General features: G+C 56.5%; 18 protein-coding genes. 8 read left to right on the forward strand and 10 right to left on the reverse strand.

Going from position 1 to position 24,433, the window contains the following annotated elements; all coding sequences use genetic code 11:
- The first annotated feature begins 104 nt into the window (after positions 1-104).
- Both glpG and K7B04_RS06995 read left to right on the forward strand, forming a co-directional pair.
- A complete protein-coding gene (gene glpG / locus K7B04_RS06990) occupies positions 105-935 on the forward strand; it encodes a rhomboid family intramembrane serine protease GlpG (protein ID WP_223803748.1) in 831 nt (276 codons plus the stop codon).
- A gap of 17 nt (positions 936-952) precedes the next feature.
- Complete coding sequence (locus K7B04_RS06995) at positions 953-1,711, forward strand: DeoR/GlpR family transcriptional regulator (RefSeq protein WP_064541438.1); 759 nt, start codon at positions 953-955, stop codon at positions 1,709-1,711.
- A 69-nt stretch (positions 1,712-1,780) separates the two neighbouring features.
- Here the strand turns inward: K7B04_RS06995 and malT are convergent, their stop codons facing one another.
- Positions 1,781-4,486, reverse strand: coding sequence for an HTH-type transcriptional regulator MalT (gene malT / locus K7B04_RS07000; protein ID WP_163446734.1), 2,706 nt, complete (start codon positions 4,484-4,486; stop codon positions 1,781-1,783).
- A gap of 623 nt (positions 4,487-5,109) precedes the next feature.
- Between malT and malP the strand changes: the two genes are divergently transcribed.
- Entirely contained in the window at positions 5,110-7,500 is a 2,391-nt protein-coding gene (malP, locus tag K7B04_RS07005) for a maltodextrin phosphorylase (protein ID WP_223803749.1), read from the forward strand.
- A gap of 10 nt (positions 7,501-7,510) precedes the next feature.
- Positions 7,511-9,595 carry a 4-alpha-glucanotransferase gene (malQ, locus tag K7B04_RS07010; RefSeq protein ID WP_167574901.1) on the forward strand — a complete coding sequence of 695 codons (2,085 nt, stop codon included), beginning with the start codon at positions 7,511-7,513 and terminating at the stop codon, positions 9,593-9,595.
- 68 nt (positions 9,596-9,663) lie between these two features.
- Here malQ and gntT read toward each other — a convergent pair whose 3' ends face one another.
- The 3 genes from gntT to gntX all read right to left on the reverse strand — a co-directional run bounded on the left by gntT (position 9,664) and on the right by gntX (position 12,681).
- Complete coding sequence (gene gntT / locus K7B04_RS07015; protein WP_163446728.1) at positions 9,664-10,980, reverse strand: gluconate transporter; 1,317 nt, start codon at positions 10,978-10,980, stop codon at positions 9,664-9,666.
- Positions 10,981-11,372: 392 nt separating this feature from the next.
- The gene (gene nfuA, locus K7B04_RS07020; RefSeq protein ID WP_064541454.1) at positions 11,373-11,948 is read right to left on the reverse strand and encodes a Fe-S biogenesis protein NfuA; all 576 of its coding nucleotides are present in this window, start codon (positions 11,946-11,948) and stop codon (positions 11,373-11,375) included.
- A gap of 58 nt (positions 11,949-12,006) precedes the next feature.
- On the reverse strand, positions 12,007-12,681 hold the full coding sequence (gene gntX / locus K7B04_RS07025; RefSeq protein ID WP_223803750.1) for a DNA utilization protein GntX: 675 nt from the start codon (positions 12,679-12,681) through the stop codon (positions 12,007-12,009).
- A gap of 37 nt (positions 12,682-12,718) precedes the next feature.
- Between gntX and bioH the strand changes: the two genes are divergently transcribed.
- Both bioH and K7B04_RS07035 read left to right on the forward strand, forming a co-directional pair.
- Complete coding sequence (gene bioH, locus K7B04_RS07030) at positions 12,719-13,495, forward strand: pimeloyl-ACP methyl ester esterase BioH (protein WP_223803751.1); 777 nt, start codon at positions 12,719-12,721, stop codon at positions 13,493-13,495.
- 114 nt (positions 13,496-13,609) lie between these two features.
- Positions 13,610-13,879, forward strand: a complete 270-nt coding sequence (locus K7B04_RS07035) for a YdgH/BhsA/McbA-like domain containing protein (protein WP_064541463.1) — start codon at positions 13,610-13,612, stop codon at positions 13,877-13,879.
- Between the two features lie 48 nt (positions 13,880-13,927).
- On the opposite strand, the gene feoC is transcribed toward K7B04_RS07035, so the two are convergent.
- From feoC to greB, 5 genes are all read right to left on the reverse strand, one after another.
- Positions 13,928-14,164: a [Fe-S]-dependent transcriptional repressor FeoC gene (feoC, locus tag K7B04_RS07040; RefSeq protein ID WP_163446722.1), complete on the reverse strand. Its 237-nt coding sequence runs from the start codon at positions 14,162-14,164 to the stop codon at positions 13,928-13,930.
- A 9-nt stretch (positions 14,165-14,173) separates the two neighbouring features.
- Entirely contained in the window at positions 14,174-16,492 is a 2,319-nt protein-coding gene (feoB, locus tag K7B04_RS07045; RefSeq protein WP_167574904.1) for a Fe(2+) transporter permease subunit FeoB, read from the reverse strand.
- Between the two features lie 31 nt (positions 16,493-16,523).
- Positions 16,524-16,748, reverse strand: a complete 225-nt coding sequence (feoA, locus tag K7B04_RS07050; protein WP_074416793.1) for a ferrous iron transporter A — start codon at positions 16,746-16,748, stop codon at positions 16,524-16,526.
- 417 nt (positions 16,749-17,165) lie between these two features.
- Positions 17,166-19,499: a Tex family protein gene (locus K7B04_RS07055; RefSeq protein ID WP_163446718.1), complete on the reverse strand. Its 2,334-nt coding sequence runs from the start codon at positions 19,497-19,499 to the stop codon at positions 17,166-17,168.
- 99 nt (positions 19,500-19,598) lie between these two features.
- Positions 19,599-20,072: a transcription elongation factor GreB gene (gene greB, locus K7B04_RS07060; RefSeq protein WP_064541476.1), complete on the reverse strand. Its 474-nt coding sequence runs from the start codon at positions 20,070-20,072 to the stop codon at positions 19,599-19,601.
- Between the two features lie 230 nt (positions 20,073-20,302).
- Here greB and ompR point away from each other — a divergent pair, with 230 nt between their 5' ends.
- Together ompR and envZ are read left to right on the forward strand one after the other, a co-directional pair.
- Positions 20,303-21,022: a two-component system response regulator OmpR gene (gene ompR, locus K7B04_RS07065; RefSeq protein WP_001157751.1), complete on the forward strand. Its 720-nt coding sequence runs from the start codon at positions 20,303-20,305 to the stop codon at positions 21,020-21,022.
- Entirely contained in the window at positions 21,019-22,371 is a 1,353-nt protein-coding gene (envZ, locus tag K7B04_RS07070) for a two-component system sensor histidine kinase EnvZ (RefSeq protein WP_163446716.1), read from the forward strand. The genes ompR and envZ overlap by 4 nt, the downstream gene beginning before the upstream one ends.
- 80 nt (positions 22,372-22,451) lie before the next feature.
- Here the strand turns inward: envZ and pckA are convergent, their stop codons facing one another.
- Positions 22,452-24,068: a phosphoenolpyruvate carboxykinase (ATP) gene (gene pckA / locus K7B04_RS07075; RefSeq protein ID WP_064541482.1), complete on the reverse strand. Its 1,617-nt coding sequence runs from the start codon at positions 24,066-24,068 to the stop codon at positions 22,452-22,454.
- Between the last annotated feature and the right edge of the window lie 365 nt (positions 24,069-24,433).

Genomic DNA, 24,433 nt, shown 5'->3' on the forward strand with positions numbered 1-24,433 from the left:
GATACCGCCTGCTGTCAGGCGGTCATTGCGCGCCTTTGCAACGTATCTGTCAGAGTTTGGGTATATACTGTCCCCTTTTGTGTGGAATAGAAGCGACCTGCTGAATGTTGATGATCACCTCTTTTACCAACCCGCGCGTGGCCCAGGCCTTTGTTGACTATATGGCGACGCAGGGGGTTATTCTGACTATCCAGCAGCATACGCGCAGCGATGTCTGGCTTTCTGATGAAGCGCAGGAGGCCCGCGTGCGCGACGAGCTGGAGCGCTTTCTTGAGAACCCGGCCGATCCGCGCTACCTGGCGGCGAGCTGGCAGTCCGGGCAGACCAACAGCGGCCTGCACTATCGTCGTTTTCCTTTCCTTGCCACGCTGAAAGCCGGTGCTGGCCCGGTGACGATGAGCATCATGGCGGTCTGCATTCTGGTCTTTATTCTGATGAGCGTCATCGGCGATCAGCCGGTCATGATTTGGCTCGCCTGGCCGTACGACGATTCGCTGAAATTTGAAGTCTGGCGCTATTTTACCCACGCATTCATGCATTTCTCGTTCGTTCATATCCTCTTTAACCTGCTATGGTGGTGGTACCTTGGCGGCGCGATAGAGAAGCGCATTGGCAGCGGCAAACTGGTGGTGATTACCGTTATCAGCGCGCTGCTGAGCGGCTTTATTCAGCATCAGTTTAGCGGTCCGTGGTTTGGCGGACTTTCCGGTGTGGTCTATGCCTTGATGGGCTACGCCTGGCTGCGCGGTGAGCGCGACCCGCAGAGCGGCATTTTCCTGCCGCGCGGGCTGATTATGTTCTCATTGGTCTGGCTGGTTGCCGGGTGGTTCAACGTTTTTGGGATGTCGATTGCGAACGGCGCGCACGTCACCGGGCTGGTGATTGGTCTGGCTATGGCCTTCGTCGATACGCTTAATGTGCGAAAGCGAGCATAATTTTCCAGGGATTCATCATGAAACAAACACAACGTCATGACGCGATAATCGAACTGGTCAAACTCCAGGGCTATGTCAGTACGGAAGAGCTGGTGGAGCACTTTTCCGTCAGCCCCCAGACCATTCGTCGCGATTTGAATGACCTTGCGGAACAGAAAAAAATCTTGCGCCATCACGGCGGCGCGGCGTTGCCGTCGAGCTCGGTCAACGCCTCATGGCACGATAGAAAAGCGACGCAAACGGCTGAGAAAGAGCGTATCGCACAGAAGGTGGCAAGCCAGATCCCGAACGGCTCGGCGCTGTTTATCGACATCGGTACGACCCCGGAAGCGGTGGCCCACGCGCTGCTTAATCACAGTGACCTGCGCATCGTGACCAACAACCTTAACGTGGCTAACACGTTGATGGTGAAAGAAGATTTTCGCATTATTCTGGCAGGCGGTGAGCTGCGAAGCCGCGATGGCGGTATCATCGGCGAGGCGACGCTGGACTTCATCTCCCAGTTCCGCCTCGACTTCGGCATTCTCGGCATCAGCGGCATCGACAGCGACGGTTCGCTGCTGGAGTTTGACTATCACGAGGTGCGCACCAAGCGTGCGATTATTGATAATTCCCGCCACGTCATTCTGGTTGTCGACCATTCGAAATTTGGTCGTAACGCGATGGTCAATATGGGCAGTATCAGCATGGTGGATGCGGTATACACCGACGTGCTACCGCCGCCGGGCGTGATGCAGGTGATTGCCGAAAATGAGGTGCAGCTGGAGCTGTGCTAAGGCCTGATAAGCTTCGCGCTATCAGGCAGTGGTCGGAAAGGAGAAACGTAAACCGTTTCTCCTTTTTTATTAAACGCCATACCCCATCATCTTCAGCAGCTGCTGTGCGTGCTGCACCGCATCCTGACGGTGCGCCACGCCAAGCTTCTGATAAAGATTACGGATATGGGTTTTGATGGTGGTTGCCGCCACGTCCAGTTCACCGGCAATTTGTTCGTTGCTATAGCCTGAATAGATAAGCCCCAGCACCTGCCACTCGCGCTGGGTGAGCGGGCTGGTACGGATGAGCTCCGGCACTTCCGGGTGGTTCAGCAGGCGCTCGACGAAGCTTTCGTCGAAGTGGGCGAACTTATGACGATGGTGCTGGTTGATTTCACGCAGAATGCGCTGGGCACGATGCTGGTCCAGCTCTGGCAGCGTATTCAGCTGAATCAGCTGGCGTAGCTGCTGGGCCATCGCTTCGCCTTCAATCACAAAGTGGCTGATGAACCCGGTGCGGTTGGCGAGCTGGAGCGCCTCCAGCAGCACGCGCTGGGCTTCATTCTTATTACCCGCTTGCCAGTGCAGCTGGTTGAGCAGCAGCAGGTTGCGGTTGAGATCGCTCATCAGGCGCAGCCCACGGGCATTCTCATTCAGCTCTTCGAGCACCATTTCCGCGGAGTCGAACTCGCCCAGCAGAATCTGCGCGCGGGCAATGTTACGCCACTGACCCTGCAGGAAGTGGTTGTTGGCGAACTCCGGCTTCGGCGTGTGTCGCAGCCAGTTGGCGGCCGCTTTTTTATCGCCGACCATCTGCCAGTAGATGACGCGAACCTTATCCGCGTTGGAAACCCAGTCGCTGTGATAGGCACCGTTGCCGAGCAGATTTTCAAGACGGTTCAGGTGGTTGCGGGCGTTATCCAGGTCGCCGCGTGCCAGCGAGCATTGTACCTGTAACGTCAGGCACTGGAGCTGCTGCTGCGGTTGGAAGCCACTCAACACTTCTATACCGGTGCGGGCAGCAGTTTCCGCCTCGTCGAGACGCGCCCACGCCCACAGCAGCTGCGCACGGATGCGCAGCAGGAATTCATGCATCGGCAGCTGTTCCAGATGCTGCTCGCGAATCAGCTGGAAACCTTTTTCCTGACACTCCCAGGCGGCTTGTAAGAAGCCCTGGGCAAACAAAATTTCGCTTTGTTGAATCAGACTCCACAGCGCGTAGTGCCAGATATCGTGGCGGCGCGCCATCTGTTCTGTTTGCTGCATGACGGCGATGGACTGGCTGAGTTGCCCCTTGCAGTGCAGCACTTCACCATGCACAGAGGTGGCAACAATACGGCTGTAGAAATTAGCCAGCGGCAGCTCTTCCAGCGCCACGGTCGACAGACGTTCGGCTTCGTCCTGATCGCCGTCGTTGATCGCCACCTGTGCGCGCAGGGCGTTGAAATCGCCGTGCAGCGAGGTATCCATTTCAAACGTCATCTCCTGCTCGGCGCGAGCCAGCAGGGTGTTCACTTCACTGTAGCGGTGCTGGCTTTGCATCAGCCAGGCCTGGAGCAGCACCAGACGCGGGTTTTCCAGCAAGCTTTCCCACGGCAGCGCGGAGAGCGACTCTTCAAGCAGCGCCAGCTCGCTGTGGTGGAACAGACCCCAGGCGTGATTCAGCAGAATATCGCGCAGCATTTTCGGGTCGCCAGCCGCCAGCGCGTGATGGATAGCTTCGCTTGGGAAGCCTTGCGCCATCCAGCTTTCCGCCGCTGCGCGGTGGATTTCCGGCAGCTCAGTGGCCAGTTCCCACTGGCAACGTTGACGCAGGAAGCTACAGAACAGCGGGTGATAGTTGAACCACTCACCGGAGTTATCCATGCGCTGAATAAACAGCCCCTGGCGTTCAATCTCTTCAAGGCGCATCTGGCCGTTTTCTTCACCGGTCACGCGAGCGATGAGCGCATCGTTCATGGAGCGCAGCAGCGAGCTTTTCAGCAGGAAGTTGCGTGTTTGCGAATCGACGTTATCCAGTACTTCATCCACCAGGTAATCGGACAGATGGCTGGCGTTAATCCCCGCCAGACGACGCGCAGAATGCTGGGTGGCGTTATTACGCTGACGCGCGGAGAGCGCGATCAGCTGGAGCGCGGTCGCCCAGCCGGCGACGTCGTCGCACAGACGGCTGCTTTCCGCCGCTTCGATGGGCGCGGCTAAGCGGCAGTCGAAGAATTGTTTGGTTTCCGCATGCGTAAAGGAGAGCTGCTGGCTGCCGATCTCCAGCAATTGATCGCGCACGCGCAGGTTGGCGATACCCAACTGCGGCAGATTGCGCGATAGCACGACCAGCGTCAAATTTTCCGGCTGATGGCGCAGGAAGAAACGCATGGCATCGTGGATCACCGGGTTGGTAATCAGGTGGTAATCATCGATCACCAGATACAGCGGACGTTGCCACTCGCTGAGTTCAATAAACAGTTGTGCGAAAAGGGAGCTGAGGCTCGCGTACTGGCGCTTTTGCACCATGTTTTCGCTGGCCTCGCAATGGCCGCCCGTCGCCTGCTGGATAGCCGCGATCAGGTAGCTGGCAAAGCGCTCCTGTTGGTTATCGCCTTCATCCAGCGAATACCAACCAAGGTCACTCATTCCTGCCGCCCATTGTGATACGAGCGTGGTCTTTCCATAGCCAGCCGGACTGGTTATCAGCGCCAGACGATAATTGTTCGCGCCGGAAAGTTTCGCCAACAGCCGATCGCGAATCACCGTGTGTTCGAGACGGACTGGTCGACTTAGTTTTGACGGAATCAACATAGCTAATCACTTCACTGTGAGGATTGGAAAACGAGATTTTTTTTGCGCTTCGTAATTAATCCCTACAAAGGTCGGTCAAATGCCTATGTATTGCAAGTTATGTCCCGTTTTGATGTCTGCTAATTTGCGATATGTCACAAATTCTTTAATTTAATACCATCCACGTAGAACGGCGCGCAGAGCGCGGAAATGCGGGGTTTTATAACCTATTGTGGTTACAAGTGAAAATAAACTTTAAGCACCTATGGAATAAAGAGCGTTTAAAGATATGTCAGCTCACGTAATTTTCCGTAGAAACAATACGTATTAATTTGTTGCTTATTTTCGCAAGGGGATTGTTTCCTTATTTACATATTTACTGCGAAACAGTATTTCATTTTATGAGCTGGCGCGAAGATCTCACGGGCATAATCCCAGAGACTGAATTCTGAAAAAAGGACGTGCTGAACCGGCTGAAAAACGCGCAAAACTGCCGCCAGTCGCTAACGTTATAGTGGCGGCGATCACACTTTTCGCTCATCCCTGCGACTCCTCCCCGCCTAATCCTGGACAGGATGAGGAAGTCGCGCATTCAGCCAGGCAAACTACCGCTAACGTTTATGTAAAAAGGATTCGATTTCACTATGTCACAGCCTACTTTTAATCACGATTCATTCCAGGCTGCCCTGACGCGTCAGTGGCAGCGTTTTGGCCTGCAGGCCGCTTCCGAAATGACGTCTCATCAGTGGTGGCAGGCTGTGAGCGGCGCGCTGGCTGAACAGCTGTCGGCGCAGCCGGTAGCGAAGCCAGCAAAAGATCAGCGTCACGTGAACTACATCTCCATGGAGTTCCTGATTGGCCGCCTGACCGGTAACAACCTGCTCAACCTCGGCTGGTATGAAGGGGTGAGTGAAGCGCTGAAGGCCTACAACATCAACCTGACTGACCTGCTGGAAGAAGAGACTGACCCGGCGCTGGGCAACGGTGGTTTGGGGCGTCTGGCGGCGTGCTTCCTCGACTCCATGGCGACCGTTGGCCAGTCCGCCACCGGCTATGGTCTGAACTACCAGTACGGTCTGTTCCGCCAGTCGTTTGCCGATGGCCAGCAGATGGAAGCGCCGGATGACTGGCAGCGCGGAAGCTACCCGTGGTTCCGCCACAACGCTGCGCTGGATGTGCAGGTGGGCATTGGCGGTAAAGTGGTCAAAGGCGAATGGCAGCCTGCCTTCACGATTACCGGTGAAGCCTGGGATCTGCCGGTGCTGGGCTATCGTAACGGCGTCGCGCAGCCGCTGCGTCTGTGGCAGGCGAAACATGCGCACCCGTTCAACCTGACCAAATTCAACGACGGCGATTTCCTGCGCGCTGAGCAGCAGGGCATTGACGCCGAAAAACTGACGAAAGTGCTCTACCCGAACGACAACCATACCGCAGGTAAAAAACTGCGCCTGATGCAGCAGTACTTCCAGTGCGCCTGCTCGGTGGCCGATATTCTGCGTCGCCACCATCTGGCGGGTCGTAAGCTGCACGAACTGGCCGATTTCGAAGTCATCCAGTTGAACGATACTCACCCGACCATCGCCATTCCGGAACTGCTGCGCGTGCTGATTGACGAGCACCAACTGAGCTGGGATGACGCCTGGGCTATCACCAGCAAAACCTTCGCTTACACCAACCACACCCTGATGCCAGAAGCGCTGGAGTGCTGGGATGAGAAGCTGGTGAAAGCGCTGCTGCCGCGTCACATGCAGATCATCAAAGAGATTAACGACCGCTTTAAGAAGCTGGTTGATGCGACCTGGCCGGGCGATGAAGCCGTCTGGGCGAAGCTGGCCGTGGTGCACAACAAGCAGGTGCGCATGGCGAACATGTGCGTAGTGAGCGGCTTTGCGGTTAACGGCGTGGCGGCGCTGCACTCTGACCTGGTGGTGAAGGATCTGTTCCCGGAATACCATCAGCTGTGGCCGACCCGTTTCCACAACGTCACCAACGGCATCACGCCGCGTCGCTGGATCAAACAGTGCAACCCGGCTCTGGCCGCGCTGCTGGATAAATCGCTGAAAAAAGAGTGGGCTAACGATCTCGACCAGCTGATTAATCTGGAAAAATACGCCGACGATGCGAAGTTCCGTCAGCAGTATCGTGACATCAAGCTGGCGAACAAAGAGCGCCTGGTGAAATTCATCAAGGCCCGTACCGGGATTGAGATTTCAAGCAACGCGATTTTTGATATTCAAATCAAACGTCTGCACGAATACAAACGTCAGCACCTGAACCTGCTGCACATTCTGGCGCTGTACAAAGAGATTCGCGAAAACCCGCAGGCTGACCGCGTACCGCGCGTGTTCCTGTTCGGGGCGAAAGCGGCGCCGGGCTACTACCTGGCGAAGAATATTATCTTTGCGATCAACAAAGTGGCTGAGGCGATCAATAACGATCCGCAGGTGGGCGATAAGCTGAAAGTGGTCTTCCTGCCGGATTACTGCGTGTCGGCGGCAGAGATGCTGATTCCGGCGGCGGACGTTTCTGAGCAGATTTCCACGGCCGGTAAAGAGGCCTCCGGCACCGGCAACATGAAGCTGGCGCTGAACGGCGCGCTGACCGTTGGTACGCTGGACGGTGCGAACGTAGAAATCGCCGAGAAGGTCGGTTCTGAAAACATCTTCATCTTCGGCCATACCGTCGAGCAGGTGAAAGAACTCAAAGCCAAAGGTTACGATCCGCTGAAATGGCGTAAAGCCGATAAGCTGCTGGACGCGGTGCTGAAAGAGCTGGAAAGCGGCAAGTACAGCGACGGCGACAAGCATGCCTTCGACCAGATGCTGCACAGCATCGGCAAAGAGGGCGGCGACCCGTACCTGGTGATGGCCGACTTTGCCGCCTATGTGGAAGCGCAGAAGCAGGTGGACGTGCTTTATCGTGACCAGGAAGCCTGGACGCGTGCGGCCATTCTGAACACCGCGCGCTGCGGCATGTTCAGCTCCGATCGTTCGATTCGCGATTACCAAAAACGTATCTGGCAGGCAAAACGCTAAGGACTGGCCTATGGAAAGCAAACGCCTCGATAATGCCGCGCTGGCGGCAGGCATTAGCCCTGACTATATCAATGCGCACGGCAAGCCGCAGTCTATCGGCGCAGACACCAAACGGCGCTTGCTTGACGCAATGCATCGTCCCGCGACCGCTTCGGTCGCGGCGACGCCGATACCGAACGTGATGGTTCTGACGTACGGTAAGAAAATGGCGCTGCCGGTTTCCGGCAGCGGCGAGTTTAGCTGGATCCTCACCACCGAAGAGGGCCAGCAGCATCACGGCAAGGCGACGGGCGGGAAAAATCTCAGCCTGCCGACGCGTCTGCCGGAGGGGTATCACTCCTTAACGTTGACTCAGGACGATCAGCGCTGGCACTGCCGGGTGATTATTGCGCCGGAACGCTGCTATGAACCACAGCCGCTGCAAGAGGCGAAAAAGCTGTGGGGCGCCTGCGTGCAGCTCTACACCCTGCGTTCGGAAAAGAACTGGGGTATTGGCGACTTCGGCGATCTGAAGGCGATGCTGCCGGAAGTGGCGAAGCGTGGCGGCGCGTTTATCGGCCTCAACCCGATTCATGCGCTTTATCCGGCTAACCCGGAGAGCGCGAGCCCGTACAGCCCGTCGTCGCGTCGCTGGATGAACGTTATCTATATCGACGTTAACGCGGTGGAAGACTTCAGACTGAGCGACGAGGCGCAGGCGTGGTGGAAACTGCCGGCGACTCAGCAGAAGCTGAAGGCCGCGCGCGACGTCGAGCAGGTGGACTACACCGCGGTCACCGAGCTGAAAATGACGGCCCTGCGTATGGCGTGGAAACGCTTTGCCAAACGTCACGACGAGCCGATGGCGGCCTTCCGTTACTTTGTTGATAAAGAGGGCGAAAGCCTGTACTGGCAGGCGGCGTTTGACGCGCTGCACGCTCATCAGGTGAAAGAAGATAAGCTGCGCTGGGGCTGGCCGGCCTGGCCGAAGGCGTATCAGAATATCGAAAGCCCGGAAGTGCACGCATTTTGTCAACAGCATGCCGACGAAGTCGATTTCTACCTTTGGCTACAGTGGCTGGCCTACACCCAGTTTGCCGAGTGCTGGGAAACCAGCCAGCGCGACGCCATGCCGATTGGCCTCTACCGCGACCTGGCGGTAGGTGTGGCTGAAGGCGGAGCCGAAACCTGGTGTGACCGTGAACTCTACTGCCTGAAGGCCTCCGTCGGCGCGCCGCCGGATATCCTTGGGCCGCTGGGGCAGAACTGGGGCCTGCCGCCGATGGATCCGCATATCATCGCCGCGCGTGCTTATGAACCGTTTATCGAGCTGCTGCGCGCCAACATGAAAAACTGCGGCGCGCTGCGTATCGACCACGTGATGTCCGTGCTGCGCCTGTGGTGGATTCCGTACGGCGAAACTGCCGATCACGGTGCTTACGTGCAGTATCCGGTGGATGCACTGCTGTCGATTCTGGCGCTGGAAAGTAAACGTCATCGCTGCATGGTCATTGGCGAAGATCTGGGGACGGTGCCGGTGGAAATCGTCGGCAAGCTGCGTAAGAGCGGCGTCTACTCGTACAAAGTGCTCTATTTTGAGAACGACAGTGAGAAGACGTTCCGTGCGCCGAAAGCTTATCCGGAGCAGTCAATGGCCGTGGCCACGACCCATGACCTGCCGACGCTGCGCGGTTACTGGGAAAGCGGCGATCTGACGCTGGGCAATGCGTTGGGTCTCTACCCGGACGCAGACGTATTGCGTGGGCTGTATCAGGACCGTGAACTGGCGAAGCAGGGGCTGCTCGACGCGCTGCATAAATATGGCGCGCTGCCTAAACGTGCAGGGCATAAGGCGTCGCTGATGTCGATGACTTCAACCCTGAGCCGCGGCATGCAGCGTTATATCGCGGACAGCAACAGCGCGCTGCTGGGCCTACAGCCGGAAGACTGGCTGCAGATGTCCGCGCCGGTCAATATTCCCGGCACCAGCACCGAGTATCCGAACTGGCGACGCAAGCTTACGACAACGCTGGAGGCGATGTTTGCCGATGAGAGTGTGAACAAGCTGATTAAAGATTTGGATAAGCGCCGGAAAGCGGCGAGCAAGAAGAAGTAACCATCATATCTAGCCATAAAAAAACGCCGGGGAAAGCCCCGGCGTTTTTATTTCGAGATTTCGTGGTGTTACACCACCATCCCCAGCAGCAGACAACCGACCAGACCGCAAACCGAGATAATGGTTTCCAGCATTGACCAGGACTTGATGGTCTCACCGATGGTCAGGTTGAAGTACTCCTTGAACAGCCAGAAGCCTGGATCGTTCACGTGGGAGAAGATGACGGAACCGGAACCTACCGCGATAACCATCAGCTCCGGGCTCACGCCGGTGGTGGCAATCAGCGGAGCGGCAATACCGCCCGCGGTGATGGCGGCAACGGTCGCGGAGCCCAGCGCGATACGCAGAACGGCAGCGATAGACCATGCCATAAACAGCGGAGATACGTTGGACTCGTGCATGATAGACGCGATGTACTTATCTACGCCGGAGTCGACCAGCACCTGCTTGAAGGCGCCGCCGCCGCCGATGATCAGCAGCATCATGGCAATGATTTTAATGGAGGAGATCAGCGTATCGTTGATGTCATCCATTGAGCGGCCACGGTTCAGGCCGAAGGTGAAGATAGCGATCAGCACGGCGATCAGCGTTGCCATCACCGGGTCACCGAAGAACTCAGCGGCAGGCAGCAGCGCGTGGCCTTTCGGCAGCACCATCTCAGCCACGGCGCGCATCGCCATCAGGATAACCGGCACCAGAGAGGTCCAGACGCTCACGCCAAAGGACGGCATCTCTTCATCGGTGAAGGTTTTCGGGTTGTGCAGACCTTCCGGGATCGGCTTGTCGATGCTTTTCAGGCAGCGTGCGTAAACCGGGCCCGCCAGAATGACGGTCGGAATCGCCAGCAGGGTGCCGTACAGCAGGGTTTTACCCATGTCTGCGTGGAAGATGGTGGCGATAGCCGTCGGGCCCGGGTGCGGAGGCAGGAAGCCATGGGTCACCGAGAGCGCGGCAGCCATCGGCACGCCGACGTACAGCAGCGGAATACGCGCGTTGGCGGCAATGGTGAAGACCAGCGGCAGCAGCAGCACGAAGCCCACTTCGTAGAACAGCGCGAAGCCGACGGTGAAACCGGTCAGTACGACCGCCCACTGAATGTACTTGCGGCCAAATTTGTCGATAAGCGTGGTGGCAATACGCTGCGCGCCGCCGCAGTCGGCCAGCATTTTGCCGAGCATGGCGCCAAAGCCCATAATCAGCGCCAGGCTGCCAAGGGTGCCGCCGACGCCGTTTTTAATCGACACGATCACTTTGTCCAGCGGCATGCCCTGCATTAAGCCGACGGCTAACGCCACCAGCACCAGAGCGATAAACCCGTTCATTTTGAAACGGATCATCAGCAGTAATAAGAGGATAACCCCGATAGCTACGATGATTAATGGCATAACTTATCCAGCCTTTAATTTGTTATGGGTAACGTCACTGTTGTTGCGACAACTTCCAATTGTCCCTACAGAGGGAATAGGTACTGACTTCTTCACGCCACCGTCTGTTGTATGACTCAGACAAAGGATAGCTGGCTATTTATTTAACGCGGTGGTGTGTGTTGCGATGATACGGGTAACATGTGGAGGTTGAGAATAACCCTGTGCATTGAAATGTGAAATCTGCGACGGTAGTCAAATAATTGGTAGGGTTATTGCCGTTTTTCGAGCGGAAATTTGCGAGGAATGTTGCGCGGTAACATTACGCTATGGCGAAAGATTGTGCAGCCGGAGAGCAGAGAAAATCCCCGGGGTCGGCGTAAGCGCCTCGCCCGGGACGATCGCGGAACATCTTAGTAGTAAGAGTGCTCGCCGCGCTGGTGTTCGGTCAGATCGCGTACGCCTTTCAGGTCCGGGAACTCGGCCAGCAGCTGCTTTTCAATGCCATCTTTCAGGGTGACATCGATCATTGAGCAGCCGTTACAACCGCCGCCAAATTGCAGAATGGCATAGCCATCTTCGGTGATTTCCATCAGCGACACGCGACCACCGTGGCCGGCGAGCTGCGGGTTAACCTGTGATTGCAGCATGTACTCCACGCGCTCCATCAGCGGGGCGTCGTCGGACACTTTGCGCATTTTGGCGTTCGGTGCTTTCAGCGTCAGCTGAGAGCCGAGCTGGTCGGTGACAAAATCGATTTCCGCATCTTCCAGATACGGAGCGCTCAGCTCGTCGACATAGGCGGTGAGCTGTTCAAATTTCAGGGCTGTATCACTTGCTTCCACCGCATCCGGCGGGCAGTAAGAAACGCCGCATTCTGCGTTAGGCGTACCAGGGTTAATCACAAATACGCGGATTTGTGTCCCTTCTTCCTGATTTTGCAGAAGTTTGGCAAAGTGCGCTTGCGCAGTATCGGAAATACGGATCATAGCTTTGACCTAATAGTTGACTACTTTAGTTGGTTATAATACGCCCATCGCTGGGGGTCTACAAGGTGCGGCACAGACACCATACCTGAACGCTCGCCGCGCCGTTTCGCAAAAGCAGGCGGGAAATTTCAGCCACGGTACTCCCCGTCGTGACCACATCATCCACAATCACCATATGGCGCCCACGTACGGATAATTCAAGCTGGAAAGCATTTTTCAGGTTGTGCTTGCGCAACCGGGCGCTGAGCTGATGCTGGGTCGCCGTTGGGCGAATACGCGTGAGAGCCCGGGGCTGATAATCGGCGTGTAACCAGTGTGCCAGCGCACGACAGAGCAGCTCGCTTTGATTATAGCCTCGCCGCCAGTGACGGCGTTGCCACAACGGAACGCTGATAAGCTGCACAGGAGCGGGTAGGTCGGTTCGTTGACGAACGGCCAGCAACAGTAGACGCGCCAGCGTGGATGCCAGCTCTGGGTTACCGCTGAACTTGAAGCGGTGGATTAACTGACTGAGCGGAGGACGATAGTCGTTAATCGCCACCAGCCGCTGCCATGGCGGCGGTTTTTGCAGGCAGCGGCCGCAGGGGATTCTGGCGTTTTCTGCCGGCAGGCCGCACTGCGGACAATGGCTCCCTTGCGTAAACAGCGTTTTGGCGCAGCGCGAACAGATGCCCCACGCAGGCAGCGCCAGCGGCATTTGGCATAGCCAGCACGCGCCGTGGACTGTTAGCATAATCCCTCCTTAAGCGAAGAAACGAGAACGATAGCTGATGAACGACATCTGGTGGCAAACCACGGGCGAAGGAAATTGTCATCTTGTGCTGCTGCACGGATGGGGGCTGAATGCACAGGTCTGGGATTGCATCACGCCGGAATTGAGCGCGCATTTTACGCTGCACCTGGTCGACCTGCCGGGTTACGGACGTAGCGGTGAATGGGGTGCCATGACGCTGGAAGCGATGGCGGAGAAGGTGCTGGAAAATGCCCCTGAACGGGCCATCTGGCTGGGCTGGAGCCTGGGAGGGCTGGTGGCGAGCCAGATTGCCTTGAACCACCCGACGCGCGTGCAGGCATTGGTTACCGTGGCGTCGTCTCCTTGCTTTAGCGCGCAGGATGAGTGGCCGGGCATTAAGCCGGAAGTGCTCAGCGGCTTTCAGCAGCAGTTGAGCGAAGATTTTCAGCGTACCGTTGAACGTTTCCTGGCGTTGCAAACCTTAGGCACCGAAAGTGCCCGACAGGATGCTCGTGCGCTGAAACAGGCGGTGTTATCGCTGCCGATGCCGTCGTCTGAGGTGCTCAACGGCGGCCTGGAGATCCTCAAAACCGCGGATTTACGCGAGCCGCTGACGGCGCTGGATTTACCGTTCCTGCGCCTGTATGGCCGACTCGATGGCCTGGTGCCGCGCAAGATTGTCCCGCAGCTGGATGCGCTGTGGCCGCGGAGCGAATCGCTCATTTTTGACAAAGCGGCCCATGCGCCGTTTATCTCTCATCCGCAGGCGTTTTGCGCACCCTTGCTGGCATTGAAAAAGCAAATTGAGAAATAATTCTGTGCGGACGTGGTAAAACAGATATTCATAGCAATACTTAAGCTGTTGCGGCAGGTGATTATTTCGCGCACCCGCGCAGCGCAAATAACAACCCTAAGGAGAGTAGAGGCTATGAAATTTGTTACAGGTATTGTTGCATCTCTGGTGATTGGCTCCCTGTCGTTTGGTGCGTTTGCTGCTAAAGAGATCCAGAAGGAAGATGTTGCCAAGCTTAAGCTGACGAAAATCGGCAACATCACCACCTCGCGTACTACTTCGCCAATGGATGCGAAGCGCGATCTGTCGAAAAAGGCGGATGAGCTGGGTGGTAAGTATTATGTGATTATTGCGGGTGGGAAAAACGAAAAAACCGTCCACGGTAATGCGGACGTCTACAAGTAAGTTTTGCCTTTTACTCCCGACGCTGCTGACAGCGTCGGGGATAACCTCTTAACGTAGCGCCCACCACTCACGCAGGCACGCTTTGCCTTCCGGGCAGCTTTTGCAGCTACCGCTCAGGCAACCATCAGCGTCTTCCTGAATTTTCACCACTTTTCCCATCGCTTCTAAGCGGCTCAGCATGGCGTCAACTAACGCTTGCGGCGTATGCAGTTGGGCGCTGAGCTGTGAGGCTTCCATGCGTCCTTGCAGGGCCAGCGTGTCGCGTATTTCGATCAATGACGCCATCATCGCTCCTTAGTGGCAATCGCCAGCCGGGCTGGAGCAGCAGGACGTCGGCGTTTTGCGCGTCGCCAGCAGGGAGACATCCACCCGGCTACGGGCGCGGCGCAGCAGACCGAGCACCACAATGTTGAACAGAATCACCGCCAGAATGCACACCAGGCTGTAGCGTGGATGCTGGCTGAAGCTGACTGTCTGGTAGTAGAGCGTGGACAGCGAGTAGGCGATATTCAGCCCCCACAGGATGGAGAACGTCATCCAGCCACGGCTTGATTCACGGGCTATCGCCCCCATTACCGAGATGCACGGAATGTAGAGCAACACGAAAATCAGGTAGCTATACGCTGCCGCCGCGCTGCCGAATTTGCTGCCCATCACGCCCATTGCGCCGGTTTCCATCTCGCCATCACCTTTGCTGGCTTCGATGGGGTTGGCCAGTACGCTGAGGCTGAAGGTGTCTTTCAGGCCTTGCCAGGTTTCATCGAGCGCGCCCAGCAGTTCATCACCGAGATGGAATTCCTGTGGGTTGAACGCTTCGTTCTGGATGTCTTCAGCGGTGTAGAGAGTGTTCAGCGTCCCCACCACCACTTCTTTCGCCATCGCCCCGGTAAACAGGCCGACGGTGGCTTGCCAGTTATCTTCATGCACGCCAATTGGTTTAAACACTGGCGTAATCGCGCGGCTGACAGAGGCCAGCGCCGAGTCGTTGATGTTGTCGACGATCTTGCCGCTGAACGAGAAGCTGTTCAGTGCGCTCAGGAAAATACTGACGATCACGATAACTTTACCGGCGCGCAGCACGAAGCCTTTCAGGCGCTGCCAGGTCTGGATGAACAGGCTTTTGATGTGCGGTACGTGGTAGACCGGCAGTTCCATGACGAACGGCGAGGCTTCGCCACGCATGATGGTGTATTTGAGCATCAGGCCGGTGAGGATGGCGATAACGATCCCCAACACATAGAGCGAGAAGACCACCAGCGCGCCGCCCTGGCCGAAGAAGGCCGCGGCGAAGACCGCGAAGATAGCCAGACGCGCGCCGCAGGACATAAACGGTGCCATCATAATGGTCATCAGGCGTTCACGTGGGGCATCCAACGTACGGGCGCCCATCACCGACGGCACGTTACAGCCGAAGCCGACGATCAGCGGCACAAAGGATTTCCCCGGCAGACCAAGCGCCTGCATCAGGCGGTCCATGACGAAGGCGGCGCGGGCCATATAGCCGGAGTCTTCAAGGAACGAGAGGAACAGGTACATCATGCCGATTTGCGGCACCAGCGGCAGAACGGTGTTGATACCGCCGCCGAGCCCCTGCGCCAGGAATACGGTCAGCCAGTCCGGGAAGTGCAGGGTGTAGCCAATCCACTGAATACCATGAATAAAGAGCGCTACCGAGCCGCCGTCGAAGATGGGCTGTAAGGCACCGCCGATGTTAATCGCCAGCAGGAACATCAGGTACATCACGAACAGAAAGACCGGCAGCCCCAGCACGCGGTTGAGGACGATTTTATCCAGCGCGGCGGTAAAACGGCTTGGTTCGGCGGTCAGCGTATTGCTGACGGCGTCGCAGATAGCGGCGATGCTCTGGTAGCGAGCGTCGGCGATATGCAAAGCGGGATCGTCCAGCTCTTCGCTCAGGTGCGCCAGCGAAACGTCCAGCTTATGCGCCGCATCGCCGGCGTAGGCGCGGCTGTAGATGTCGCCTTCCAGCATCTGCATACCCAGCCAATGGCGCTGGCGCTCCGGAATGTCCTGCGCCATCTCTTTGGCCAGATTATCGGCTTCACGCAGCAGCGGCTGCGGGTAGTGCACCAGCTCCAGCGGCTGATTGCCCTTGTGGCGATCAATCGCCATTTTCAGCGCTTCAATGCCGCGGGCGCGGGTCGATACCAGCGGTACCACCGGGCAGCCGAGACGAGCGGAAAGGGCGTCGACATCGATGCGAATCTGCTGCTTCTCGGCGATATCCAGCATGTTCAGCGCGACCACGCACGGAATGCCCAGCTCGAGTAATTGCAGCGTCAAATACAGGTTACGTTCCAGGTTGGAGGCGTCGACCACGTTAATCAGCAGGTCGGCATCGCCGCTGAGAATGTAGTGGCAGGCGATTTGTTCATCCAGCGACGTTTGTGACGAGATAGTGGTCAGCGAGTAGGTGCCCGGCAGGTCGACAAGGGTGACCTGATGATCGGTGGTGGCGAAAGAGCCTTCTTTACGTTCAACCGTCACACCCGCCCAGTTGCCTACGCGCTGGCGCGCGCCGGTCAGCTGATTGAATAAGGTTGTCTTGCCGGAATTAGGATTACCAATTAGACCGATGGTTAATTTTTTCATTTTTCAGACTCTTATTACCGGGCTGAAGTCATTACGCGACAGGTTCTAATTCGATTAGCGCGAGATCTTTTTTACGCAATACCAGGCTTACGCGACGGGTTTCAATATGAATGGGGTCACCCAAGGGCGCAACGCGAACGACATGGAATGATGAGCCAGGCAGCATGCCCAATGAGAGGAGTTTCTGCCGATAGGCTGGGCTAATTTCGCGGGAGAAACCAACAATCTTCCACGCAGTATCCGGTGTAAATTGCATAGAACCTACTTGTTTTATCGCTAGCTGGACGAGGGAGTGCCCGCGTGCGGCCTGATGGCGGCAAGGGCATCGTCAAGGAATAAAGAATAAAATCCACTGCAAATGATGATAATGAGAATGGTTTTTATCATCAATACATAATATGCGGTTGGTGGGAGTTTTGCGCACTATTTGCACTTTTTTTGATATTACTCAAGCAACGCATTGTAGCGATAAATCAATTAACCGATATTTACATCGCTTAATGTTTAATTAAGGTTTCATTGGTTAATAAAATAAAACGTGATGCGGTTTATTATTAAAAGTTGCGCGAAAATATTAATTACTGAGGGCGAGATAAGGCGCGAAGCGAATGCGTCACGGCTGGTGGTGTAAAGCGCCTTATCCCCCATGCAGGCTGGATAAGGCGTTTATCGATTAGCGTTTTTTACCCATTGCTGCGGCTAAAGCGTCCATCATGGCGCTGTTACCGGCAGGCTGAGCTTCGCGGCCGCGCGGCTTGGCCGCTTTCGCCGCTGGACGTCCGCTGTTCTGCGGACGGTCATTACCGCCGCCGCGACGGGCGTTGGTTTCACCCGGCTGCTCATCCAGACGCATAGTCAGGGCGATACGTTTACGCTGCAAATCGACCTCCAGCACCTTCACTTTGACGATATCGCCTGCTTTCACCACGGTGTGTGGATCTTCGACGAATTTATCCGCCAGCGAGGAGATATGTACCAGGCCGTCCTGGTGCACGCCGATATCGACAAAGGCGCCAAAGTTGGTGACGTTGGTCACCGCGCCTTCGAGGATCATTCCCGGCAGCAGGTCGTTCATGGTTTCGACGCCATCGGCGAACTTCGCGGTTTTAAATTCCGGACGCGGGTCGCGGCCCGGTTTTTCCAGCTCTTTGATGATATCGGTGACGGTCGGTACGCCAAAACGTTCGTCGGTAAACTCAGAGGCTTTCAGGCCGCGAAGTTCACTGCTGTTGCCCATCAGATCTTTCAGCGCCTGCTGGGTGGCCGCCAGAATGCGTTCAACCACCGGGTAGGCTTCCGGGTGCACGGTGGAAGCGTCCAGCGGGTTATCGCCGTGGTTGATGCGCAGGAAGCCCGCGCACTGCTCGAACGCTTTCGGCCCCAGACGACTTACCTTCAGCAACTGCTGGCGGTTCTGGAACTGGCCATTCTCATCGCGCCAGGCGACGATGTTCTGCGCCATCATGCGCGTCAGGCCCGCGACGCGGGTCAGCAGCGGCACGGAGGCGGTGTTCAAGTCCACGCCGACGGCGTTCACGCAGTCCTCGACGACCGCATCCAGCTTACGCGCCAGCTGCGTCTGGCTGACGTCATGCTGGTACTGGCCCACCCCGATGGATTTCGGGTCGATTTTCACCAGCTCGGCCAGTGGGTCCTGCAGACGACGGGCGATAGACACCGCGCCGCGCAGGGAAACGTCGAGATCCGGGAATTCCTGCGCCGCCAGTTCGGAAGCGGAATACACCGAAGCGCCTGCTTCGCTGACGATCACCTTCTGCGCGGTGACTTGCGGGAACTGTTTCTGCACATCGAGGAAGAAACGCTCGGTTTCGCGTGAGGCGGTACCGTTGCCGATCGCCACCAGCTCCACGTTGTGTTTTTCGCACAGCGCCGCCACGGCGACCGCCGCTTTCGCCGCCTGCCCGGTGTGCGGGTAGATGGTATCCGTCGCCACCAGCTTGCCGGTGCCGTCCACCACCGCCACCTTCACGCCGGTACGCAGACCAGGGTCGAGGCCCATGGTGGCGCGCAGACCGGCTGGTGCAGCCATCAGCAGATCGTGCAGGTTACGGGCGAAGACGTTGATGGCTTCATCTTCCGCGCGTTCGCGCACGGTGCCCATCAGTTCGGTTTCGAGGTGCATCAGCACTTTGATGCGCCAGGTCCAGCTCACCACGCCTTTGCGCCAGCTATCCGCCGGGGCGTTGTTCAGGCGCAGGCCGAGGTGGTCGATAATAATCTGTTCGCAATGGCTCTCTTTCGGCGGCTCGTCGAACTGCGGATCGGCGTTGAGCGAGAGTTGCAGAATACCTTCGTTGCGCCCGCGGAACATCGCCAGCGCGCGGTGGGAAGGGGTGGTTGAAATCGGTTCGTGATGGTCGAAGTAGTCGCGGAACTTCGCGCCTTCTTCTTCCTTACCGCTGACCACTTTGGCCACCAGGTGGGCGTTCTTCCACAGGTAGTCACGCACTTTCGCCAGCAGGCCGGCATCTTCCGCGAAGCGTTCCATCAGGATATAGCGCGCGCCGTCGAGGGCTGCTTTGGTATCCGCGATGCCCTTATCGGCATCGATAAATTTCGCCGCCTCGGTTTCCGGGTCGTGAGACGGTTCGCTCCACAGCAGATCGGCCAGCGGCTCGAGACCCGCTTCAATGGCAATTTGCCCGCGGGTGCGGCGCTTCTGTTTATACGGTAAGTAGAGGTCTTCCAGCTCGGTCTTGTTGAGCGTGCCGTTGATGGCTTTTTCCAGCGCTTCGGTCAGCTTGCCCTGCTCACCGATGGATTTCAGAATGACCTGACGACGGTCTTCCAGCTCACGCAAATACCCCAGGCGAGTTTCCAGATTACGCAGTTGCGTGTCATCCAGTCCGCCGGTGATTTCCTTACGATAACGTGCAATAAACGGCACGGTGTTCCCTTCATCAAGCAGGCGAACGGCGGCTTCCACCTGTTCGGCTCTGGCCTGAAGTTCACCCGCAATAATGCGGCAGAGCGAATCATTCATCATGGCTTGGTTTCACTGTTAGGTCATAAAATCAGGGGACAGTTATACGGATTGACTGGCAAAAATGCCAGTCATCAGCGGGGGCTTCGGATTGTTCCGGCGTTATTTTACGTAATCGATCGCATTTACATACCAGCTGGCCTCACCCGCTGGCGTGTTGACGACCGCGAGATCGCCGACCTCTTTTTTCAATAGCGCACGGGCCATTGGCGAGTCGATCGAAATGTAGTCCTTGCGGCCAAAAATCTCGTCATAGCCGACAATGCGAAAACGCTTGGTATCTCCGTCGTCGTTTTCAATCTCCACCCACGCGCCAAAAAAGACTTTGCCTTCCTGCTGCGGTGAGTAATCGACGATGCGCAGATTTTCCAGACACTTGGTTAAATAACGAACGCGGCGGTCAATCTCCCTTAAGCGTTTTTTATTATACTGGTAGTCAGCGTTTTCACTGCGATCGCCAAGGCTCGCGGCCCAGGTCACTTTTTTGGTGACCTCCGGGCGCTCTTCGCGCCAGAGATAATCCATCTCTTGTTTGAGCTTTTCGTACCCTTCACGGGTGATCAACGGTGTTTTCATCTTACGTGCTTACCTGGCTGCCGAGGAAATATTGCGCACAATACGTATTACGTGAGCATACCGACAGAATAAATAATGTGTATTAAGATTCATTGTATACTTAACTCGCTGTTAAATATGCTTTGTAACAATTTAGCCTGGAATTTATACCAGATTTAGCTGGTCGCAAGCGCAGGCTTTTTTGAGAATACATGCTGATTAATTGTTGCGAACCTTTGGGAGTAAAAACAATGCAAGAGAATTATAAGATTCTTGTTGTGGATGACGACATGCGCCTGCGCGCGTTACTGGAGCGTTATCTGACCGAGCAGGGTTTCCAGGTTCGAAGCGTGGCTAACGCCGAACAGATGGACAGATTGCTGACCCGTGAATCCTTCCATCTGATGGTGTTGGATCTCATGCTGCCGGGTGAAGATGGCCTCTCCATCTGCCGCCGCCTGCGCAGCCAAAGCAACCCGATGCCGATCATTATGGTGACGGCGAAAGGGGAAGAAGTTGACCGTATCGTGGGCCTGGAAATCGGCGCCGACGACTACATTCCGAAACCGTTCAACCCGCGTGAACTGCTGGCCCGTATCCGTGCCGTGCTGCGCCGTCAGGCGAACGAACTGCCGGGCGCGCCTTCTCAGGAAGAAGCGGTTATTGCCTTTGGTAAGTTCAAGCTGAACCTCGGTACCCGCGAAATGTTCCGTGAAGACGAGCCGATGCCGCTGACCAGCGGTGAGTTTGCGGTGCTGAAAGCGCTGGTGAGCCACCCGCGCGAGCCGCTGTCTCGTGACAAGCTGATGAACCTGGCGCGTGGTCGTGAATACTCGGCGATGGAACGTTCCATCGACGTGCAGATCTCCCGCCTGCGTCGTATGGTGGAAGAAGATCCGGCGCACCCGCGCTATATTCAGACCGTATGGGGTCTGGGCTACGTGTTTGTCCCGGACGGCTCTAAAGCATGAGGCGACTGCGCTTCTCGCCACGAAGTTCATTTGCCCGCACGTTATTGCTGATTGTCACCTTGCTGTTCGTCAGCCTGGTGACAACCTATCTGGTGGTGTTGAATTTCGCGATTCTGCCCAGCCTGCAGCAGTTTAATAAAGTCTTAGCCTACGAAGTGCGTATGCTGATGACCGATAAACTGCAGTTGGAGGACGGCACGCAGCTGGTCGTGCCGCCGGCGTTTCGCCGCGAGATCTATCGCGAACTGGGCATTTCGCTCTATTCCGATGAAGCCGCAGAAGAGGCTGGCCTGCGCTGGGCGCAGCACTATGAGTTTCTGAGTCAGCAGATGGCTCAGCAGCTCGGCGGGCCGACCGAGGTGCGCGTCGAAGTCAATAAAAGCTCCCCGGTGGTGTGGTTGAAGACCTGGCTGTCGCCCAATATCTGGGTGCGCGTGCCGCTGACCGAGATCCATCAGGGAGACTTCTCCCCACTGTTTCGTTACACCCTGGCGATTATGCTGCTGGCGATAGGCGGCGCATGGCTGTTTATCCGCATCCAGAACCGACCCCTGGTCGACCTGGAGCACGCGGCGCTTCAGGTCGGTAAAGGGATTATTCCGCCGCCGCTGCGCGAGTATGGCGCGTCGGAGGTGCGTTCAGTGACCCGAGCCTTTAACCATATGGCCGCAGGTGTGAAGCAGCTGTCGGATGACCGTACGCTGCTCATGGCGGGCGTCAGTCACGATCTGCGTACGCCGCTCACGCGTATTCGTCTGGCAACCGAGATGATGGGCGAGCAGGATGGCTATCTGGCGGAATCGATCAATAAAGATATCGAAGAGTGCAACGCCATCATCGAGCAGTTTATTGATTACCTGCGTACCGGTCAGGAGATGCCGCTGGAGTTTATCGATCTCAATACCGTTCTCGGTGAGGTGATTGCAGCGGAAAGCGGCTACGAGCGTGAAATCGCCACCAACCTGCTGGATGGCGATATCCCGGTGCGTGTGCATCCGCTGTCCATCAAGCGCGCGCTGGCCAATATGGTGGTGAACGCGGCCCGTTATGGTAACGGCTGGATTAAAGTCAGCAGCGGTCGTGAAGCGCATCGCGCTTGGTTCCAGGTGGAAGATGACGGCCCGGGCATCAAGCCCGAGCAGCGTAAGCATCTGTTCCAGCCGTTTGTGCGTGGCGATAGCGCCCGTACCATCAGTGGAACAGGGCTGGGGCTGGCGATTGTGCAGCGCATCATTGATAACCACAACGGGCTGCTGGAGTTAGACACCAGTGAGCGGGGTGGGCTGTTGATTCGCGCCTGGCTGCCAATACCGGCAGGCCAGATGCCATCGGGCAGCAAAGAAAGCTAAAAAAAAACCGCTGGGGAAACCCCGGCGGTTTTTGTTTGTAGGCCCGGTAAGCATCGCGCCACCGGGCTATTCAACGGTACTTACAGCTGCGGCCCTGCGCTGACCAGCGCGGCGCCAGCTGGCGTGTCGGTGTATTTCTCAAAGTTCTCTTTGAACAATTTCGCCAGCGTTTCGGCCTTCTCCTGCCACTGCTCCGGCGAACCGTAGGTATTACGCGGATCGAGGATGTGGGTGTCGACGCCCGGCAGCGCGGTTGGGATCTGCAGGTTAAACATCGGCAGGGTGAAGGTTTCGGCGTTATCCAGCGAACCGTCGAGGATGGCATCAATGATGGCGCGCGTATTCTGGATGGAGATACGTTTGCCGGTGCCGTTCCAGCCGGTGTTCACCAGGTAGGCCTGAGCGCCCGCCGCCTGCATGCGTTTCACCAGCACTTCCGCATACTGCGTTGGGTGCAGCGACAGGAACGCCGCGCCGAAACAGGCGGAGAAGGTTGGCGTCGGTTCGGTGACGCCGCGCTCGGTACCCGCCAGCTTCGCGGTGAAGCCAGACAGGAAGTGGTACTGCGTCTGGTCGGCGGTGAGGCGCGAAACCGGCGGCAGTACGCCGAACGCATCGGCAGTCAGGAAGATCACTTTGGTCGCGTGACCCGCTTTTGACACCGGCTTGACGATATTGTCGATATGGTAAATCGGGTAAGAGACGCGAGTGTTCTCGGTTTTTGAACCGTCATCGAAGTCGATGCTGCCGTCCTCACGCACCACCACGTTTTCCAACAGCGCATCACGGCGAATGGCGTGGTAGATATCCGGCTCAGCCGCTTCCGACAGCTTAATGGTTTTGGCGTAGCAGCCGCCTTCAAAGTTAAACACGCCGTCGTCATCCCAGCCGTGTTCGTCATCGCCAATCAGACGACGTTTCGGGTCGGTAGACAGGGTGGTTTTACCGGTGCCGGAGAGGCCGAAGAACACGGCGACATCGCCTTTCTCGCCGACGTTCGCGGAACAGTGCATGGACGCAATGCCCTGCAGCGGCAGCAGGTAGTTCATGATGGAGAACATACCCTTTTTCATTTCGCCGCCGTACCAGGTCCCGCCAATCAGCTGGATACGTTCCGTCAGGTTAAACGCGATGAAGTTTTCCGAGTTGAGACCCTGTTCTTTCCACTGCGGGTTGGTGCACTTCGCGCCGTTCATAACGATAAAGTCAGGTTTAAACGTCTTCAGCTCTTCATCGGTTGGGCGAATAAACATGTTTTTGACGAAGTGCGCCTGCCAGGCCACCTCGGTGATAAAACGGACGGACAGACGGGTGTCTTCATTAGCGCCGCAGAAGGCGTCAATGATAAACAGACGTTTGCCGGACAGCTGTTCTGACACCAGGCCTTTCAGATGTTGCCAGATTTCAGGTGACAGAGGCTTATTGTCATTTTTTCCGTTGCCCTTATCAGACCACCACACGGTGTCGCGGGTTGTGTCATCGCGAACAATGTATTTGTCCTTTGGAGAACGGCCGGTAAAGATACCGGTGTCGACAGAAATTGCTCCCAGGTTCGTCAGTACACCACGCTCATAACCTTCCAGGTTAGGATCGAGTTCTTCTTGATACAATGTATCGTAATCGGGGTTGTAGACGATATCCTGTACGTCGTTAATACCATAAGCCTTGAGGTCCTGCGGGGTTATACCGTTGCGCATTTCACTGCTCCTTAGCCAATATGTACTACCATAAATTCTATGGGTATTTTAGGGGTGTTGACCGCGACCAGGCTCATAGATTTACGTATCCCGACAAACGTCTTACTTACGAAAACATTGTGACTCCTGTCACGAAGCGACAGGGATTATGACAGGAAACACCGCGTATTTGGCACGAATGTTCTTAAATGGTTACAAAATGGTTTAATTGACAGCGTAAATGTGAATGTAATCGCATTTATGAAAGAAAATTACGTAATGCTTTCAGAACAAAAATCGATTCACCTCGCCTGTCGATACAGCGTATTTCGGTTCTGTTTCGTTCAATGAGATACTCTATTTACCCTATCCTGAAGCAGGGACAC

Origin of the sequence: Kluyvera sp. CRP (assembly GCF_019930565.1) — a bacterium.
GTDB lineage: Bacteria > Pseudomonadota > Gammaproteobacteria > Enterobacterales > Enterobacteriaceae > Kluyvera > Kluyvera georgiana_A.

Bases quoted from the DNA above. Each gene is read 5' to 3' on its own strand.
- glpG (WP_223803748.1), top strand. From the start codon at position 105: ATGTTGATGATCACCTCTTTTACCAACCCGCGCGTGGCCCAGGCCTTT.
- K7B04_RS06995 (WP_064541438.1), top strand. From the start codon at position 953: ATGAAACAAACACAACGTCATGACGCGATAATCGAACTGGTCAAACTC.
- malT (WP_163446734.1), bottom strand. From the start codon at position 4,486: ATGTTGATTCCGTCAAAACTAAGTCGACCAGTCCGTCTCGAACACACG.
- malP (WP_223803749.1), top strand. From the start codon at position 5,110: ATGTCACAGCCTACTTTTAATCACGATTCATTCCAGGCTGCCCTGACG.
- malQ (WP_167574901.1), top strand. From the start codon at position 7,511: ATGGAAAGCAAACGCCTCGATAATGCCGCGCTGGCGGCAGGCATTAGC.
- gntT (WP_163446728.1), bottom strand. From the start codon at position 10,980: ATGCCATTAATCATCGTAGCTATCGGGGTTATCCTCTTATTACTGCTG.
- nfuA (WP_064541454.1), bottom strand. From the start codon at position 11,948: ATGATCCGTATTTCCGATACTGCGCAAGCGCACTTTGCCAAACTTCTG.
- gntX (WP_223803750.1), bottom strand. From the start codon at position 12,681: ATGCTAACAGTCCACGGCGCGTGCTGGCTATGCCAAATGCCGCTGGCG.
- bioH (WP_223803751.1), top strand. From the start codon at position 12,719: ATGAACGACATCTGGTGGCAAACCACGGGCGAAGGAAATTGTCATCTT.
- K7B04_RS07035 (WP_064541463.1), top strand. From the start codon at position 13,610: ATGAAATTTGTTACAGGTATTGTTGCATCTCTGGTGATTGGCTCCCTG.
- feoC (WP_163446722.1), bottom strand. From the start codon at position 14,164: ATGGCGTCATTGATCGAAATACGCGACACGCTGGCCCTGCAAGGACGC.
- feoB (WP_167574904.1), bottom strand. From the start codon at position 16,492: ATGAAAAAATTAACCATCGGTCTAATTGGTAATCCTAATTCCGGCAAG.
- feoA (WP_074416793.1), bottom strand. From the start codon at position 16,748: ATGCAATTTACACCGGATACTGCGTGGAAGATTGTTGGTTTCTCCCGC.
- K7B04_RS07055 (WP_163446718.1), bottom strand. From the start codon at position 19,499: ATGATGAATGATTCGCTCTGCCGCATTATTGCGGGTGAACTTCAGGCC.
- greB (WP_064541476.1), bottom strand. From the start codon at position 20,072: ATGAAAACACCGTTGATCACCCGTGAAGGGTACGAAAAGCTCAAACAA.
- ompR (WP_001157751.1), top strand. From the start codon at position 20,303: ATGCAAGAGAATTATAAGATTCTTGTTGTGGATGACGACATGCGCCTG.
- envZ (WP_163446716.1), top strand. From the start codon at position 21,019: ATGAGGCGACTGCGCTTCTCGCCACGAAGTTCATTTGCCCGCACGTTA.
- pckA (WP_064541482.1), bottom strand. From the start codon at position 24,068: ATGCGCAACGGTATAACCCCGCAGGACCTCAAGGCTTATGGTATTAAC.